This window comes from Methylobacterium sp. Leaf100 (assembly GCF_001422845.1).
GTDB lineage: Bacteria > Pseudomonadota > Alphaproteobacteria > Rhizobiales > Beijerinckiaceae > Methylobacterium.
The window spans coordinates 168,172-183,269 of sequence record NZ_LMMW01000012.1; the positions used below are offsets into that span (position 1 = coordinate 168,172).

At 69.9% G+C, this 15,098-nt stretch carries 12 protein-coding genes; 9 read left to right on the forward strand and 3 right to left on the reverse strand.

Annotation, left to right across the window (positions count from 1 at the left end; translation table 11 throughout):
* The first annotated feature begins 237 nt into the window (after positions 1-237).
* From ASF25_RS08840 to ASF25_RS08865, 6 genes are all read left to right on the forward strand, one after another.
* Positions 238-3,507 carry a transglutaminase family protein gene (locus ASF25_RS08840; protein WP_056304378.1) on the forward strand — a complete coding sequence of 1,090 codons (3,270 nt, stop codon included), beginning with the start codon at positions 238-240 and terminating at the stop codon, positions 3,505-3,507.
* Positions 3,504-6,023, forward strand: coding sequence for a circularly permuted type 2 ATP-grasp protein (locus tag ASF25_RS08845; protein WP_056304379.1), 2,520 nt, complete (start codon positions 3,504-3,506; stop codon positions 6,021-6,023). Before ASF25_RS08840 ends, ASF25_RS08845 begins: the two co-directional genes overlap by 4 nt.
* Positions 6,020-6,937: a transglutaminase family protein gene (locus ASF25_RS08850; RefSeq protein ID WP_056304380.1), complete on the forward strand. Its 918-nt coding sequence runs from the start codon at positions 6,020-6,022 to the stop codon at positions 6,935-6,937. Before ASF25_RS08845 ends, ASF25_RS08850 begins: the two co-directional genes overlap by 4 nt.
* 123 nt (positions 6,938-7,060) lie before the next feature.
* Positions 7,061-7,312 (forward strand): acyl carrier protein, encoded by a 252-nt coding sequence (locus tag ASF25_RS08855; protein WP_056176188.1) that lies wholly within the window; start codon positions 7,061-7,063, stop codon positions 7,310-7,312.
* Between the two features lie 4 nt (positions 7,313-7,316).
* Entirely contained in the window at positions 7,317-8,813 is a 1,497-nt protein-coding gene (locus ASF25_RS08860; RefSeq protein ID WP_056304381.1) for an AMP-binding protein, read from the forward strand.
* The gene (locus ASF25_RS08865) at positions 8,806-10,083 is read left to right on the forward strand and encodes a type III PLP-dependent enzyme (RefSeq protein WP_056304382.1); all 1,278 of its coding nucleotides are present in this window, start codon (positions 8,806-8,808) and stop codon (positions 10,081-10,083) included. The genes ASF25_RS08860 and ASF25_RS08865 overlap by 8 nt, the downstream gene beginning before the upstream one ends.
* Before the next feature lie 6 nt (positions 10,084-10,089).
* On the opposite strand, the gene mntR is transcribed toward ASF25_RS08865, so the two are convergent.
* Complete coding sequence (gene mntR / locus ASF25_RS08870; RefSeq protein WP_056267662.1) at positions 10,090-10,542, reverse strand: manganese-binding transcriptional regulator MntR; 453 nt, start codon at positions 10,540-10,542, stop codon at positions 10,090-10,092.
* A gap of 252 nt (positions 10,543-10,794) precedes the next feature.
* Between mntR and ASF25_RS08875 the strand changes: the two genes are divergently transcribed.
* Both ASF25_RS08875 and ASF25_RS08880 read left to right on the forward strand, forming a co-directional pair.
* Positions 10,795-12,207: an oligosaccharide flippase family protein gene (locus ASF25_RS08875; RefSeq protein ID WP_056304383.1), complete on the forward strand. Its 1,413-nt coding sequence runs from the start codon at positions 10,795-10,797 to the stop codon at positions 12,205-12,207.
* A 26-nt stretch (positions 12,208-12,233) separates the two neighbouring features.
* Positions 12,234-13,430, forward strand: a complete 1,197-nt coding sequence (locus ASF25_RS08880) for a GNAT family N-acetyltransferase (protein ID WP_244472956.1) — start codon at positions 12,234-12,236, stop codon at positions 13,428-13,430.
* On the opposite strand, the gene ASF25_RS08885 is transcribed toward ASF25_RS08880, so the two are convergent.
* Both ASF25_RS08885 and ASF25_RS08890 read right to left on the reverse strand, forming a co-directional pair.
* Positions 13,411-13,773 (reverse strand): hypothetical protein, encoded by a 363-nt coding sequence (locus ASF25_RS08885; protein WP_056304385.1) that lies wholly within the window; start codon positions 13,771-13,773, stop codon positions 13,411-13,413. The genes ASF25_RS08880 and ASF25_RS08885 overlap by 20 nt on opposite strands.
* Positions 13,774-13,779: 6 nt before the next feature.
* A complete protein-coding gene (locus ASF25_RS08890; protein ID WP_056304386.1) occupies positions 13,780-14,028 on the reverse strand; it encodes a hypothetical protein in 249 nt (82 codons plus the stop codon).
* A gap of 219 nt (positions 14,029-14,247) precedes the next feature.
* Between ASF25_RS08890 and sseA the strand changes: the two genes are divergently transcribed.
* Positions 14,248-15,093 (forward strand): 3-mercaptopyruvate sulfurtransferase, encoded by an 846-nt coding sequence (gene sseA / locus ASF25_RS08895; RefSeq protein WP_056304579.1) that lies wholly within the window; start codon positions 14,248-14,250, stop codon positions 15,091-15,093.
* Positions 15,094-15,098: the final 5 nt, after the last annotated feature.

Consider the following 15,098-nt stretch of genomic DNA (forward strand, 5'->3'; position numbering starts at 1 on the left):
GGGCCGCCAGCGGATCATGCACGGAACTTGCTTACGGACTCGCTTCGATGCGAGGTCTGTGCCCCACGGCACGACGGCACATCGTCGGCAAGCCCATCGCACAAGCGCGACCGTTGGCGTATGGCTTGAAGACAGCATCCCCCGGGAGCACCGCAGGGCGGTGGCCCGGTTCTCCGCAGCCGGATCGGGCGTGTCCACGCCCCTCCGGCCCCACGCCCTGGTACTGCGGGAGTCCCCGTGTCGATCAAAGCCGCCCTGCACCACGTCACGCACTACACCTACGACCGGCCGATCGCGCTCGGTCCACAGGTGATCCGCCTGCGGCCCGCGCCGCACACGCGCACCGCCGTACCGGCCTACTCCCTCAAGATCCTGCCCGAGAACCACTTCATCAACTGGCAGCAGGACCCGAACGGAAACTGGCTCGCGCGCCTCATCTTCCCCGAGAAGACCACCGAGCTGAAGATCGAGGTCGATCTCACCGCCGACATGTCGGTGATCAACCCGTTCGACTTCTTCGTGGAGGAGTATGCCCAGGCGCGCGGCTTCACCTACGCCGACGATCTCACGGCGGAGCTGAAGCCCTACCTCGTGCTCGACGAGGCCATGGCGCCTGAGGTCGACGAATTCCTGACCCGCCTTCCGGCCGAACCGAACACGGTCCTGTTCCTCGTGGCCCTCAACGCCCAGGTGGCGGGCGAGATCACCTACGGCGTCCGCATGGAGCCGGGCGTGCAGAGCGCCGCCGAGACCCTGACCCTGAAGAGCGGTTCGTGCCGCGATTCCGCGTGGCTGATGGTGCAGATCCTGCGCCGCCTCGGGATGGCCGCCCGTTTCGTCTCCGGCTACCTGATCCAGCTCATCCCCGACACCACCGCGGTCGACGGCCCCGTCGGGACCTCCACCGATTTCACCGACCTGCATGCCTGGGCCGAGGTCTATCTCCCGGGCGCCGGCTGGATCGGTCTCGACGCCACGTCTGGCCTTCTCTGCGGCGAGGGCCACATCCCGCTCGCCGCGACCCCGCACTACAACTCGGCCGCGCCCATCTCGGGGCTCGCCGAGCCGGCCGAGGTCGCGTTCGGCTTCGAGATGACGGTGACGCGGGTCGCCGAGGCCCCGCGGATCACCAAGCCGTTCTCCGACGAGATCTGGGCGGCCATGGACGCGCTCGGCGACCGCATCGACGTGGATCTGGCCGAGCAGGACGTGCGCCTGACCATGGGCGGCGAGCCGACTTTCGTGTCCATCGACGATTTCGAATCGGCGGAGTGGAACGCCGCCGCCGTGGGACCGACGAAACGCGGCTTGGCCGACAAGCTCATCCGGCGCCTGCGCACGCGCTTCGCACCCGGCGGCATGCTCCATTACGGCCAGGGCAAGTGGTATCCGGGCGAGAGCCTGCCGCGCTGGGCCTTCGCCCTGTACTGGCGCCGCGACGGCGTGCCGGTGTGGAAGGACGACAGTCTGATTGCCGCCGAGGATGGACCGCGCGACGCCAACGCGACCCAAGCCAAGGCCCTGATCGACGGGGTCGCCAAGCGCATCGGGCTCGGTCCCTATGTCTTTCCCGCCTTCGAGGATCCGGTCTACTGGACGGAAAAGCGCGATGAGCTTCCCGTCAACGTCACCACCTCGGAACCGAGATTTCCGAATCCCGAGACCAACGCTCGCATGGCGAGGGTGTTCGAGCGCGGGCTCGGCGCTCCCGCCGGATACGCGTTGCCGCTAGCGAGCCTTCCGACAGGCCGGGAGGGTGCTGCGGACCGCATCTGGGTCTCGGAAGCCTGGGAGTTCCGGCGCGGTCACGCCTTCCTCACGCCGGGCGATTCCCCCGTCGGCTACCGCTTGCCGCTCTCGTCGCTGCCCTACGTGCCGCCGCAGAGCTATCCCTACTACCAGCCCCAGGACCCCCTGGAGGCACGCGACGCCCTGCCGGAAGGCCATCCGGGCGCCGAGACCATCAACGGGTCGGGCATGACCGGCGTCGCGGTGCGCACGGCCTTCGCCGTGGAGCCGCGCAACGGCATCATTCACGTATTCATGCCGCCCCTGGAACGGGTGGACGAGTATCTCGAACTCCTCGGCCATCTCGAGGACGCGGCGGCCGAACTCAAGCAGACCCTGCACATCGAGGGCTACGAGCCGCCGTTCGATCCGCGTATGAACGTCATTAAGGTCACCCCGGACCCCGGCGTCATCGAGGTCAACGTCCATCCTGCTCCGTCCTGGCGCGATGCCGTGACGATCACCACGGACCTCTACGAGGACGCACGCCAGATCCGCCTCGGCGCGCAGAAATTCATGACCGACGGTCGCCACACCGGCACCGGCGGCGGCAATCACGTCGTGCTCGGCGGCGCCACGCCGACGGATTCACCGTTCCTGCGCCGGCCCGACCTCCTGAAGAGCCTGGTGCTGTACTGGCAACGCCATCCGGCCATGTCGTACCTGTTCGCCGGACTCTACATCGGCCCGACGAGCCAGGCTCCACGCATGGACGAGGCGCGCCACGACGGACTCTACGAGCTCGAGATCGCCATGGCGCAGGTGCCGAAGCCCGACGAGCCCAACATCCCGCGCTGGCTGGTCGATCGCATCTTCCGCAATATCCTCGTAGACGTGACGGGCAACACCCACCGCTCCGAGATCTGCATCGACAAGCTCTACTCGCCCGACGGCCCGACGGGACGGCTCGGGCTTCTCGAATTCCGCTCGTTCGAGATGCCGCCGGACCCGCGCATGAGTCTGGCCCAGCAACTCCTGCTGCGCGCCATCGTGGCTTGGCTGTGGCGCGAGCCGCAGGAGGGCGGTTGTGTCCGCTGGGGCACGGGTCTGCACGATCGCTTCATGCTGCCCCACTTCCTGTGGTCCGACTTCCTCGACGTGCTGGAGGATCTCCGGGGCGCCGGCTACGATTTCGATCCAGCCGCGTTCGTGGCGCAGCGCGAGTTCCGCTTTCCCGTGTTCGGGACCGTGGAGCATGGCGGCGTGAAGCTGGAACTGCGCCAGGCCCTCGAGCCCTGGCACGTGCTGGGTGAGGAAGGCGCCATCGGGGGAACCGTGCGCTACGTCGATTCGTCCGTGGAGCGGCTGCAGGTCAAGGTCGAGGGCTTCGTGCCCGGCCGGCACGTGATCACCTGCAACGGACGTCGCCTGCCGATGACCGGCACGGGCACGGCCGGCGAGGCGGTGGCGGGCCTGCGCTTCAAGGCGTGGCAGCCGGCCTCCTCCCTGCACCCGACGATCCCCGCGCACGCGCCGCTCACCATCGACATTCTCGATGCCTGGAGCGGCCGGTCGCTCGGCGGCTGCCGCTACCACGTCAGCCATCCGGGCGGGCGCAACTACGAGACCTTCCCGGTCAACACCTACGAGGCAGAGGGACGGCGCCTTGCCCGCTTCCAGGCCCACGGCCACACCCCCGGCAAGGTCGAAATGCCCGTGGAGGAGACCAATCGGGAATTCCCGATGACCCTCGACCTGCGGAGCCCGGCTCCGCGATGAGCGCTGCGGCCGAGGCGGAGGTCTCCGGGCGGGCGGAACGGCTGGCACGCTGGACCTCCGGCTACCGGCCGCTTTCCGGCGTACCCGATGCATTCATGGACGCCTCGGGCAAGCCGCGCGCGGCCTGGACGCGCGTCCTCGACCACCTCGGCGACCTCACCGAGGTGGATATCGCCGCCCGGTTCGTCTCGGCGGTACGCCACATCCGTGACACCGGGATCTCCTACCGGATCTACGGCGACAAGCGCGATCACGCTTGGCCGCTCGGCTCCCTCCCGTTCGTGGTGGAGGCGGCCGACTGGCAGGACTTGAGCGCAGGCATCGTCGAGCGGGCGGAGCTGATGGAAGCGATCCTCGCCGACATCTACGGCCCCAACCGCCTCGTCGCCGGCGGTCTCCTCCCGGCCGCAGTCGTTGCGGGCAGTCCGGAATTCATGCGACCCCTCGCGGGCATCACGCCGCCGGGCGGTCGCTTCCTCAAGCTCTATGCCGCCGACGTCACCCGGGGACCCGACGGGCGCTGGCAGGTGCTGGCCGACAGGACCCAATCGCCGTCCGGACCGGGCTACGCCCTGGAGAACCGGATGGTGCTCACCCGCGCCTTTCCGGATCTCTACACCGATCTCCACGTCGAGCGTCTGGCGCCGTTCTTTCAGGCCCTCCGGCAGGGACTTGCCCTCGGTTCCCAGCGCAGCGACCCGCGCATCTGCCTGCTCACGTCGGGCCCGTTCAGTTCGACCTATGTCGAGCAGGCGGTGCTCGCGCGCTATCTCGGCCTGCTCCTGGTCGAGGGCGACGACCTCGTGATGCAGGACGGCGCGCTCCATGTCCGCACGGTCTCGGGCCTGAAGCGGGCCGATGCCCTGTGGCGCCGCATCGATTCCGACTACGTCGACCCCCTCGAACTGAACCCGTCGTCCCGCCTCGGGGTCCCGGGCCTGATCGAGGCCCTACGCAATGGAAGCCTCGTCGTCGGCAACATGCCGGGCTCCGGCATCCTCGAGTCCGGTGCCCTCGCCGCCTATCTGCCCGGCATCGCCCGGCAGATGATGAACACCGACCTTCGATTGTCCGGCCCGCGCACCTGGTGGTGCGGGGATCCAGACAGCCTTGCCCATGTGCGCCAGAACCTCGACGCCCTGACGCTCCGGCCGGTGGCGACGCCCCCCAAGGGCATGGCCCGCGACGCGATCATGGCCCCCCTCGCCTTCGGGGCGGACCGCGAACGGGTCGTGTCGGCCTTACGCGACCGACCGTTCGACTACGTCGCCCAGGAGCGGGCGCCCCTCGCGACGACGCCCGGTTGGGATCGCACCGGCGGCTCCCTTCACCTCGTGCCCCGCCCCTTCGCCTTGCGGGTGTTCGCCGCGATGACGCCGGAGGGTTGGCGGGTGATGCCCGGCGGCTTCTGCCGCATCTCGGAGCGTGCCGACCTCGACCCCATCGAGATGCGCGCCGGCATCAAGGCGGCCGACGTCTGGATCCTCTCCGACGGCCCCGTCGAGTCGGTCCCGACGATTCAGCCCGCGACCCAGAAGGTGCGTCGAATCGCCGGACACCTGCCGTCGCGGGCCGCCGACAACCTGTTCTGGTTCGGGCGCTACGTCGAGCGGGCGGAGGCGGTGATCCGTCTCGTGGTCGCGCATCTCGGCAGCGTCGGCGCCGCCGTCAGCGCCGATATCGTCGGTGATGCACGGTCTCCGACCTCGTTGCGGATCCGAGCCCTTCTCGACGATTGGGGGGCGATTTCGGCCCCCGATCTCCCCACAGCCACCTTGGCGCGCGAGGCCCTGAGCGAGCGCGACAATTTCGGTTCCGCCCTGTGCCACAGCCTCTCGGCACGCGCCAACGCGGCGATCCTGCGCGAGCGGCTCTCGGGCGAAGCCTGGCGGGTTCTGGCCGATCTCAAGGACCTCCTCGATATCGGCGACGCCCGTGCCTATTCCGAGGCCGAACTCGTCGGTTTGGCCGAGCGGGGCCTCGGTCTCATCGCCGCGCTCGCGGGTTTGGCGCAGGAGAACATGAACCGCACGGCGGGCTGGCACTTCGTCGATCTCGGGCGGCGCATCGAGCGGGTGATCAACACCTGCGCCTTCGCGACCCAGTTCGCCGGAGATGCGGCCACCGCCGAGGATCTCGGCGTGATGCTCTCGCTCTGCGATTCGCATATCGCCTTCGGCGCACGCTACATGCAGGGGGCCGCCCTCGACCCCGTGCGCGACATGGTACTGCTCGATCCGTTCAATCCACGCTCCGTCGCCTTCCAGATCGTCGCCATCGAGCGGCACCTGTCGGATCTGCCGACGCTCCGCGTCGATGGACTGCCCGAGCCGCATCAGCGCCTCGCCGCCAGGATCGGTGCCGAATTCGCCACGGGCGAAGCGGCCGAGTTCGACGGTGCGACCCTGGCGCGCCTGGAGAACGAATTCGAGCGCTTGGCCGACGCCATCGCGACCCGCTATTTCCCCAATGGTCCGCACGCCCTGCGGCCGGAGAAGCTCGTGGGGCTCGGGTGATCTACACGCTGCGCCATCTCACGACCTACCGCTACGCCCGGCCCGTCCGCTACGCCCGCTGCGGCCTACGCCTGCGCCCGACGGACGGCGAGGGCCAGACGGTGCTGGGCAGCACCCTCACCATCACCCCCGAGCCGCGCCAGCGCGTGGTCCGGCGCGACTATTTCGGCCTCGACGTGGTGGCGGTCACCATCGACACCCCGCATACGGAGCTACGGGTCGAGTCGCTTTCGCGGGTCGACGTCACGCGCGCCCCCGCACCCGCGCCCGAATCCGGGCCGTCCTGGGAGCGGGTCCGCGACGGCGCGTTGGATCGGCGGTCACTCGCGCCGGACGCACCGGTGCACTTTCTCTTCCCCAGCATTCGCGTGCCCCTCGCCCCCGAGGTGACCGAATATGCGCGGACGAGCTTTCCGCCCGGGCGTAGCGCCTATGGCGGCGCCTTCGACCTGATGCAGCGCATCCGAAAGGATTTCCGGTTCGACGCCAAGGCGACCTCCGTCCGGACCCCGCTCGCCGAATCGTTCGCCCTTCGGGCCGGGGTCTGCCAGGACTTCGCCCACATCATGATCGCGGGCCTGCGCGGTCTCGGACTGCCGGCGGCCTATGTCAGCGGCTACCTGCGCACCATTCCCCCCGTCGGGCGCCCCCGCCTGCGCGGCGCCGATGCAAGCCACGCCTGGGTCTCGGTCTGGTGCGGAGAGGGCTGGATCGGCCTCGATCCCACCAACGGAATCGGCATGTGCGACGACCACATCGTCGTGGCGCGCGGACGCGACTACACGGACGTCTCGCCCATCGACGGCATCGTCTCGTCATCCGGCTCGCAGAAGCTCAAGGTCGAGGTCGACGTGGTGCCGGATGGCGAGCCGATGCCCGAAACGGCGAGTGCAGAAGCAGTGGGCTCCGTCTGACGTTCGCTCGCGAACGCACCCCCCGCATGGACACGCGCACCTCGCATGGCTTAATCGCGTCACGTCCCCGCAAGGGCGTCCGGTGGAGTGCGAGCCTTGGTCGAGAGACACAGCGTGGAGACGGTGAGCGAAGCACGCGAGGCCATCCGCGCGTTCATCCTCGGGCGCAATCCCGGTCTCGCTCCCGACGCCATTACGGGCCGGACGTCGTTGGTGACGAGCGACGCGTTGGATTCCATCGGCGTCCTCGATTTGATGATGGACCTCGGCGAACGCTTCGGGTTCGAGATCGAGGAGGACGCGTTCGCCCTCGCCCATTTCGAGAGCATCGATGCCCTCGCGGCCTATGCCGCGGCCAAGCGGGATCGAGCCTGAGGCGATGGAAGGGCCGACCCGCGTTCACCATTTGCTGGACCGGCCGGCCGGGGACCGCACGGCCCTCGTGGCCGGCGCGGAGCGTCTGACCTACGCAGGCTTGCGTGACCGCGTCGCCGCTTTGGCGGCCCGGCTGATCGAAGCCGGTGTCCGCCCCGGCGATCGGATCGCGGTTCTGTTGCCGAAATCCACCGGCGAATGCGCGGCCCTGTTCGCCATCGCGCAAGCCGGCGCCGCCTTCGTGCCGATCCATCCGAGCCTGCGCGCGGCCCAGATCCGCCACATCGTCGAGGATTGCGGCGCACGCGCCCTTCTGACCGAAGCGGTCTTGCGCGCCGCCCTCGGAGACGGTCTCGCGGTCGAGGCCGAGGCATCGATGCCCGGCGGCGTCCTCCTGATCCTGCCGGAGCGCGACGGGCCGGCCCCGCCCCCGGATCTCGCCGCCATCCTCTACACCTCCGGCTCCACCGGCCTGCCGAAGGGCGTCATGCTCTCGCACGCCAACCTCCTCGCCGGAACCCGCATCGTGCGGACCTACCTCGGCCTCACGCCGGACGAACGCATCCTGTCGGTGCTGCCCCTCGCCTTCGATTACGGCCTGAACCAGCTCCTCACGGCCGTCGAGCAGGGCGCCTGCCTCGTGCTCCTCGACGCCCGGTTCGGCGACGAAGTGGTGCGCGCCATCGAAACACACGGGATCACCGGTCTCGCCGGGGTGCCGACCTTGTGGACCCTCCTGACCCGCGCCGCGCCGCGCCTCGCCACGGCGGATCTGACGAGCCTGCGCTACATCACCAATTCCGGGGGGGCGGTGTCCCTGGACACCGTCGCACGCCTCCGCCGGGCGCTGCCCCACACGGACATCGTGCTGATGTACGGGCTGACGGAAGCCTTCCGGTCGACCTGGCTCCCGCCCGCGGAGCTCGAAGCCCGCCCGGGCTCCATGGGTCGCGCCATCCCGGAGACCGAGATCTTCGCCGTCACCGCCGACGGACGCCCCACTGCGCCGGGCGAGCCCGGAATCCTCATGCATCGCGGCCCGACCGTGTCCCTCGGCTACTGGAACAGGCCCGAGGACACCGCGCGCGTGCTGGTGCCCGATCCCGTCGTTCCGGGCGGACCACCCGTGTGCCGCTCGGGCGACATCGTCGTCGAGGACGCGGACGGCTATTTCACCTTCGTCGGCCGCGACGATGCGATGATCAAGACCTCGGGCTTTCGCGTCAGCCCGACCGAGGTCGAGGCGGCGCTGATGGCAACGGGCGGCTTCCGTGCCGTGGCGGTCATCGGGCTGCCCGATCCGAGTCTCGGGCAACGCATCCATGCCATCGGTATCCCCGCCGAGGGCGGTCCGGCTCCCGACGCGGCCCTCCGCGCCCTGCGGGAAACCGTGGCCCCCCACATGGTCCCCCGCACCATCGAAACGGTGACGTCCCTGGCCGTCACGCCCAATGGCAAGATCGACTACAAGCGCCTCGCGGCGGAACGCCGGGATGTCTGACGACGGTCTCGCCCAACACCTGATCGCCGCCGATTTCCCGAGGCACGATGGGGTGATTCAGGTCGGTGGACTCGATCTCGCCGCCCTGGCACGGGCCCACGGCACGCCGCTCTTCGTCTACGATGCCGATCTCATGCGACGGGCCTACCGTGCCCTGTCGCAGGCCGTCGCGGGCTTCGCCGAGGTCGATTATTCCGTCAAAGCCAATCCGCGCCCGGCCGTCATCCGCGTGTTCGCCGAGGCGGGAGCGGGTGCCGAGATCGCATCGGGTGCGGAATACGAGGCGGCCCTGGCCGCCGGCGTGCGATCCGAGCGGGTCCTGTTTGCCGGACCGGGAAAGAGCGCGGCCGATATCGACCGGGTCGTCGCCGGCGGCATCGGCGAGATCCATCTCGAGAATATCGAAGAGATGGAGCGCGTCGCGGCGGCCTCCGCCCGGCACGGATGCAAGACCGCCGTGGCGATCCGAATCAATCCCGGGCCGGACGCGCAGGGCGGGGCCATGCGCATGGGCGGCAAGCCGTCGCCCTTCGGCTTCGACGAGGAGGAACTGGACGCCGTCGTCGATCGGGTCGAGGCCGAACCCGACCTCCGCCTGGTCGGCCTTCACCTGTTCGCCGGGACGCAGGGGCTTTCCGCCGCGACCCTCCTCGGCCAATGGGCCTACGGCCTGCGGCTGGCCGCCCGGGTCGCCGCTCGGATCGAGCGCCCCCTCGAGACCGTCGATCTCGGCGGCGGCCTCGGTATCCCGTACTTCGCGGGCGATACAGCCCTCGACCTCGACGCCGTCGGCGCCGGCATCCCGAACCTTCGCGCGATGGTGGCCGCCGCTCCCGGCCTCGCGACCGCGCGCATCGTCCTCGAACCGGGACGCTATCTCGTCGGAGCGGCCGGGATCTACGTGGCGGAGGTCCGCGCCGTGAAGATCTCGCGCGGGCAACGCTTCGCCATCACCGACGGCGGCATGCATCATCATTTGGCTGCGTCGGGGAATCTCGGGCAGATCGTCAAGCGCGACTATCCGGTCGCCGCGGTCGTCGAACCGCAGGGTGGCGTGCGCACGCCCTGCGCCGTGGTCGGCCCCCTCTGCACGCCCCTCGACATGCTGGCGCGCAATGCGCTCCTGCCCGATCTCGCCGCCGGGGACCTCGTCGCCGTGCTGCAATCGGGTGCCTACGGCCTGACCGCGAGCCCGACCGGCTTTCTCAGCCACCCCCTGCCGGCGGAGATCCTCGTCGATGGCGGACGGGCGGTGCCGATCGGGCGGTGACGCCCCTCAGACCTTGCCCTCCGAGAAGCGCCGGAAGGCTTCCAGGGTCTCGGCGCTGACATGGTGCTCGATGCCTTCGGCATCGCGCCGGGCCGTCTCGGCGCTGACGCCGAGGACGCACAGGAATTTCTCGACGATGCGGTGGCGCTCCCGGCTCTGCACCGCAAGCGCCTGCCCGGCCGTGGTGAGGAAGACGCCACGATACGGCCGCTGCTGGACGAGGCCGTCTTCCACCAATCGCTTGAGCATCTTCGCGACGGTCGGCTGGGCCACGCCGAGGCGCGCGGCGATGTCGACCTGGCGCGCCTCGCCGCCGTCACCGATGAGGTCGGCGATGAGTTCGACGTAATCCTCCACCAGCTCCAGGCGCCTCGCCTCGCGGGCCTGTCGAAAGCTCTCCACATGCACGTCGGGATCGACGAGCGCGGTGGCGGGATCGGATCGCGACGAATCCTGCATGTGACCGGCCGTCTCCCTTCCCGTGGATGCGCCGGATGGGCGTCCGATCTCCGCTGTGTAGCGAAGGCGGCGCGCGAAAGGGACCCCCCATCGGCACCGTCCGACTGCGTTGACACCTCGGCAACACCGGCGTGCTAGGGCTCGATGCGGCTCCAGCGGGTAAGCCCGCGTCGACGACGGGCGGAACAGAACCGTGGAAGCGACGGGACGCCATCGACGTCCAGCAACGCCCGCCCGATCCGTGGATCATCGATGATCGCCCGCCACACCCTCACCTATGTCGGCTCGCGCGGAGTTGGAGCGGCCCTCAACATGGCGTCCCTGGCGGTCTTCACCCGGCTCGCACCGGTGGAGGCTTATGGCGGCTACCTTCTGATGCTGTCCTGGGCCTTGGTCCTCTACGGCGCCACCTGCCAGTGGCCGAAGTTCTCGTTCTTCGCCCTCTACGAAGAGGCACGCGCGCCGGATCAGGTCGGCACCGTCGTGCGCCTGCTCGGGGCGATGATCGCCCTCGCCGCCCTGGCGGCCGCCCTCGGAGCCTGGCTCGGAATCGTCGCGCCCGCCGCGGCCGCCGCCATCGTGGCGGCCGTCCTCGGCATGATGGTGTTCGAGGGGGCCTGCGAGATCGCCCGTACCCGTCTCGAGGTCGGTGCCGTGGCCGCCGCCATCGTCCTGCGTGCAATCCTGGTTCTCGTGCTCGGAAGCGGCGTCCTCCTCTGGACCGGGCACGCCGTCGATCTTCTGCTCGCGACGGCACTCGCCAACATCCTGGCCGCCCTGTCCCCGCTTTTCGCCATCGGACCGCTCCTAGGCGGGCGCGGGAGCTGGGCAGAAGCGCGCCGCCTGCTGAGTTATGGATGGCCCCTGGTCCTGTCCTTCGCCGCCGCGGCCCTGGCTCAAACCATCGACCGCCTCATCATCGGCCAGAGCGTCGGTGTCGCCGAACTCGGCGCTTACGGTGCGTTCTCCGATTTTCTCCGACAGAGCTTCGTCGTGTTCGGCGACAGCATCGCCCTCGCCCTCGTCTCCATCGCCAAACGGGAGGCGCGCAGCGGCGGCATGGAGGCCGCCCGCCCGGTTCTGGAGGGCGCCGCGCGGCTCATGACGCTCATCGCGGCTTTCGGGGGCGTCTTCTTCCTCGCCTTCGACGATCTCGTGGTCGCCATTCTCCTCGGGCCGAATTATCGCGCCGCCGCCCTCGGCGTGGCCCCCCTCCTCGTGGCCGCCAGCGTCCTTCTGATGCTGCGCTCGTACTATTTCGGGCAGGTGATCTACTTTTCCGCGTCGAGCCGCCTCGACGCCGTCGCGTCCGTCACACTCCTAGTCACCATCACGGGCCTCTCGGCCGTGCTGATCCCACCGTATGGGATCACCGGCGCCGCCATCGCCGTCGTCGTCGGACAGGCCTTGGCGTGCCTCGTCTTCATCGTCGGCGACCCGAGCGGCATCCGGATGCCGGTGCCCTGGCGCGACGTTTCCATCATCGCAGCGACCGCCCTCGCCTGCAGGCTCGCCATCGGGTGGATCGAGGCTTCGGGCGCCGGGCGGACGGTACCGGCCGTCGTCCTCGAACTCGTGATCCTGCTCTTCGGGGCCGGCGCCATGGCGTGGCGCTTCGACATCCTCGGAGTCGCGACCCTGATCCGACGCAGGCGCGGCACCTGATGGCCGGTCGCAGGGACACCCCGCCCTTGCATCGGGCCGATGACTGGGTCGCCGCTTTGCGCCCCCTCGATCCGACGGCGCCGTGGATCGCGGCCTGGCGGACCCTGAGCCGGCGTCCCTTCATCGAGAACCTGTTCTACGACGCCGATTTCGCCCTCTCCGCCCGGGAGGCCTTCGGGGCCGGCGTAGAGGTGCTGCTGGTGGGAGATCGCCCGCCGGAAGAGCCAGGCCTCCGCCTCATTGCCGTGTGGCCGTGCCGACGCGGACGGCGACGCTGGGGCTTTCCCCTGCGGCTCGCCATGGGCTGGATGCACGGGTTCGGTGTTTTCGGTGTTCCCCTCCTCGATCCGGACAGGCCGGCCCACGCCCTCGATGCTCTTCTGCGTGCGGCCGGTCACCTCGCCGGCCGGCGCCTGATGCTGACCTATGTGCCCACACGCGGCCCCTTCGCGGAACTGCTGTCGGGGGCGTGCCGCGCATACGGTTTGCCGCGTGCCGATTTCTGGCCCCATGCCCGCGCCGTCCTCGAGCTCTCCGGCCGGACGGAGCCCGAGCGCGCAGCCGCGCTCGACCACCTGTCCTCGCGACGCCGCCGGCGCCTCCGGCAATCGGCCGAACGCCTCGGGCCCATGACGTTCGAGATCGTGCGTGATCCGGCGAACCTCGGCGCGGCCCTGGACGATTACGTCGCCCTCGAAGGAAGGGGTTGGAAGGGCCGCGCCGGGACCGCCCTCGGCGATTCTCCGGAGCAGGTCGCGTTCCTGCACGCATCCGTGGCCGCCTTCGGGGCGCGCGGCACGGCCCGGATCGACCGGCTACGACGCGGGGACACGACGCTGGCCAGCGCGGTGACCTACGTCACCGGAGGTACGGCGTGGTGCCTGAAAATCTCGTTCGCGGAAGCGGAGGCCCGCGACTCCCCCGGCGCACAACTCGTCCATCGCATGACCCTGAGCGTCATCGCGGATGCCGGTCTCACCGGAGCCGATTCCTGCGCACCACCGGATTTCCGCCTCGCCGAGACGTTCTGGGCGGGACGGATGCCCCTCGCGCACGTGCTTGTTGCGACGCCGGGGGGCGACCCGCTGTTCGGACTTGCCCGGCGGCTCGAAGCCTTACGTGCCTGGCTGAGCCGTTCCCTCGCTCGCCGAAGCCGGGCTTCGGTCCTCGCAAGCGTGTGGCCGTGGAGACGTTCGGCGCGCCCTACCAGCCGAAGCGACTGATCCGTGCCTGCGCCGCCGACACGGAAGCGGGATCGCGGCCGAAAGCGGCGATGCGCTGCGACAGGTCGTGGCAGGTGACGCAGAACGGCAGGGACGCCAGCACCACGGCCTCCCGCGAACGGGCGACGGAAGCGATGAGGCAGGCGATGGGGAGATCGGACGCGGGCTCCCCAAGGCAATCGCCGCGGGGACTTCCGAAGAACGGCCGGTTCGGCCAGTCGAGAACGACGACCGTGCCGCCGCGCCGGTCGGGCGCCGGCGGCAGGCTGTAGCTCCGCACGAACAGGGCGCAGAAGGCCAGAACCAGGGCCGGGATCAGGAGAAGACGGGACAGGCGTCGCATCACTCCTCAGCCCGGCTCGTCGAAGCGGCTTCGGCGAAACACCTCGGTCCCGGCCCCGTCGATGACCCGTACGGCTTCGGCGGGTCCGCCGCCGCGCTGCGGCGCGCGGGCGCGGGCGAACAGGCTCAAGGCACGCTCCGTGGCACTTTCCAGACTGCCGACGCGGACGGAGACCCGCTGGCGCACGGGGTCCTCGCCGTCCGCCACCGGTTCCGGACTCAAGATCTCGATGTGGAAGGTCTCGCGTGGGGTCAAAGGTGGAACGCTCCGGCTTTCCGAAGGGGGCGATGGATGACATAGGGCATCGCGGGCGGCTTCGCCCGTGAAACCATGGCGGGCGGCTTCGCGCGTAAAGCTCGGCATCGTTCCGCGGGATGTCGATCGCCCGGGCGCCCGAATTCCGGCGATGGATGCATGTCGCGCCGGGATATGGTTGAGTGTGCCCATCCCCGAGACTGCATGGATTCAGACAAGATGGCGACGACGCCTTTCGTGACCGCCGAATGGCTCAAGGCCCGGATCGCGGCCCCCGACATCGTGGTCCTCGACGGCTCATGGTACCTGCCGGCGCAGGGGCGCGACGCGGCGGCCGAGTACCGGGCCGGGCACATCCCCGGCGCCGTGCGCTTCGACATCGATGCCATGAGCGACGGGACGTCCGGCCTGCCGCACATGCTGCCGCGGCCGGAGGTGTTCGCCGCACGGATGGGGGCGCTCGGCATCGGCGATGGCGCGCAGATCGTGGTCTATGACGGCTTGGGGTTGTTCTCGGCACCCCGGGTGCGGTGGATGCTGCAGGTGTTCGGCGCGCGCGACGTCGCGATCCTGGAGGGTGGATTTCCGGCGTGGGTCGCGGCGGGTGGGCCCGTCGAGGACGGCGAGGGGCGGGCGCGCGAGCCCCGGCCCTTCACGGCCCGCCTCGACAACGGGGCCGTGGCGGATGCGCAAGACGTTGCGCGCGCTCTCGAATCCGGATCGGCCCAGGTCGTCGACGCGCGGTCCGGGCCGCGCTTTCGCGGCGAGGAAGCGGAGCCCCGGCCCGGGGTCCGTCCGGGCCATATGCCGGGCGCCCGGAACGTCCATTATTCGGCGCTGCAAGCGGGGGGCCGGCTGAAGGAGCCCGACGCCCTGAGGGCGGTGTTCGCCGAGAACGGCGTCGATCCTGGCAAGCCGGTGATCACCACCTGCGGATCCGGCGTCACGGCCGCCATCGTCTCGCTCGCCCTGGAGAGCCTCGGCCGGCCGGCACGGGCCCTCTACGACGGGTCTTGGTCGGAATGGGGTTCGGACCCAGAGCGCCCCGTCGCCACCGGCGCATGAGGTGT

Excerpts from the sequence above, each read along its gene's own strand:
- ASF25_RS08845 (WP_056304379.1), top strand. The coding sequence starts at position 3,504 with ATGAGCGCTGCGGCCGAGGCGGAGGTCTCCGGGCGGGCGGAACGGCTG.
- ASF25_RS08885 (WP_056304385.1), bottom strand. The coding sequence starts at position 13,773 with ATGCGACGCCTGTCCCGTCTTCTCCTGATCCCGGCCCTGGTTCTGGCC.
- ASF25_RS08875 (WP_056304383.1), top strand. The coding sequence starts at position 10,795 with ATGATCGCCCGCCACACCCTCACCTATGTCGGCTCGCGCGGAGTTGGA.
- ASF25_RS08865 (WP_056304382.1), top strand. The coding sequence starts at position 8,806 with ATGTCTGACGACGGTCTCGCCCAACACCTGATCGCCGCCGATTTCCCG.
- mntR (WP_056267662.1), bottom strand. The coding sequence starts at position 10,542 with ATGCAGGATTCGTCGCGATCCGATCCCGCCACCGCGCTCGTCGATCCC.
- sseA (WP_056304579.1), top strand. The coding sequence starts at position 14,248 with ATGGCGACGACGCCTTTCGTGACCGCCGAATGGCTCAAGGCCCGGATC.
- ASF25_RS08860 (WP_056304381.1), top strand. The coding sequence starts at position 7,317 with ATGGAAGGGCCGACCCGCGTTCACCATTTGCTGGACCGGCCGGCCGGG.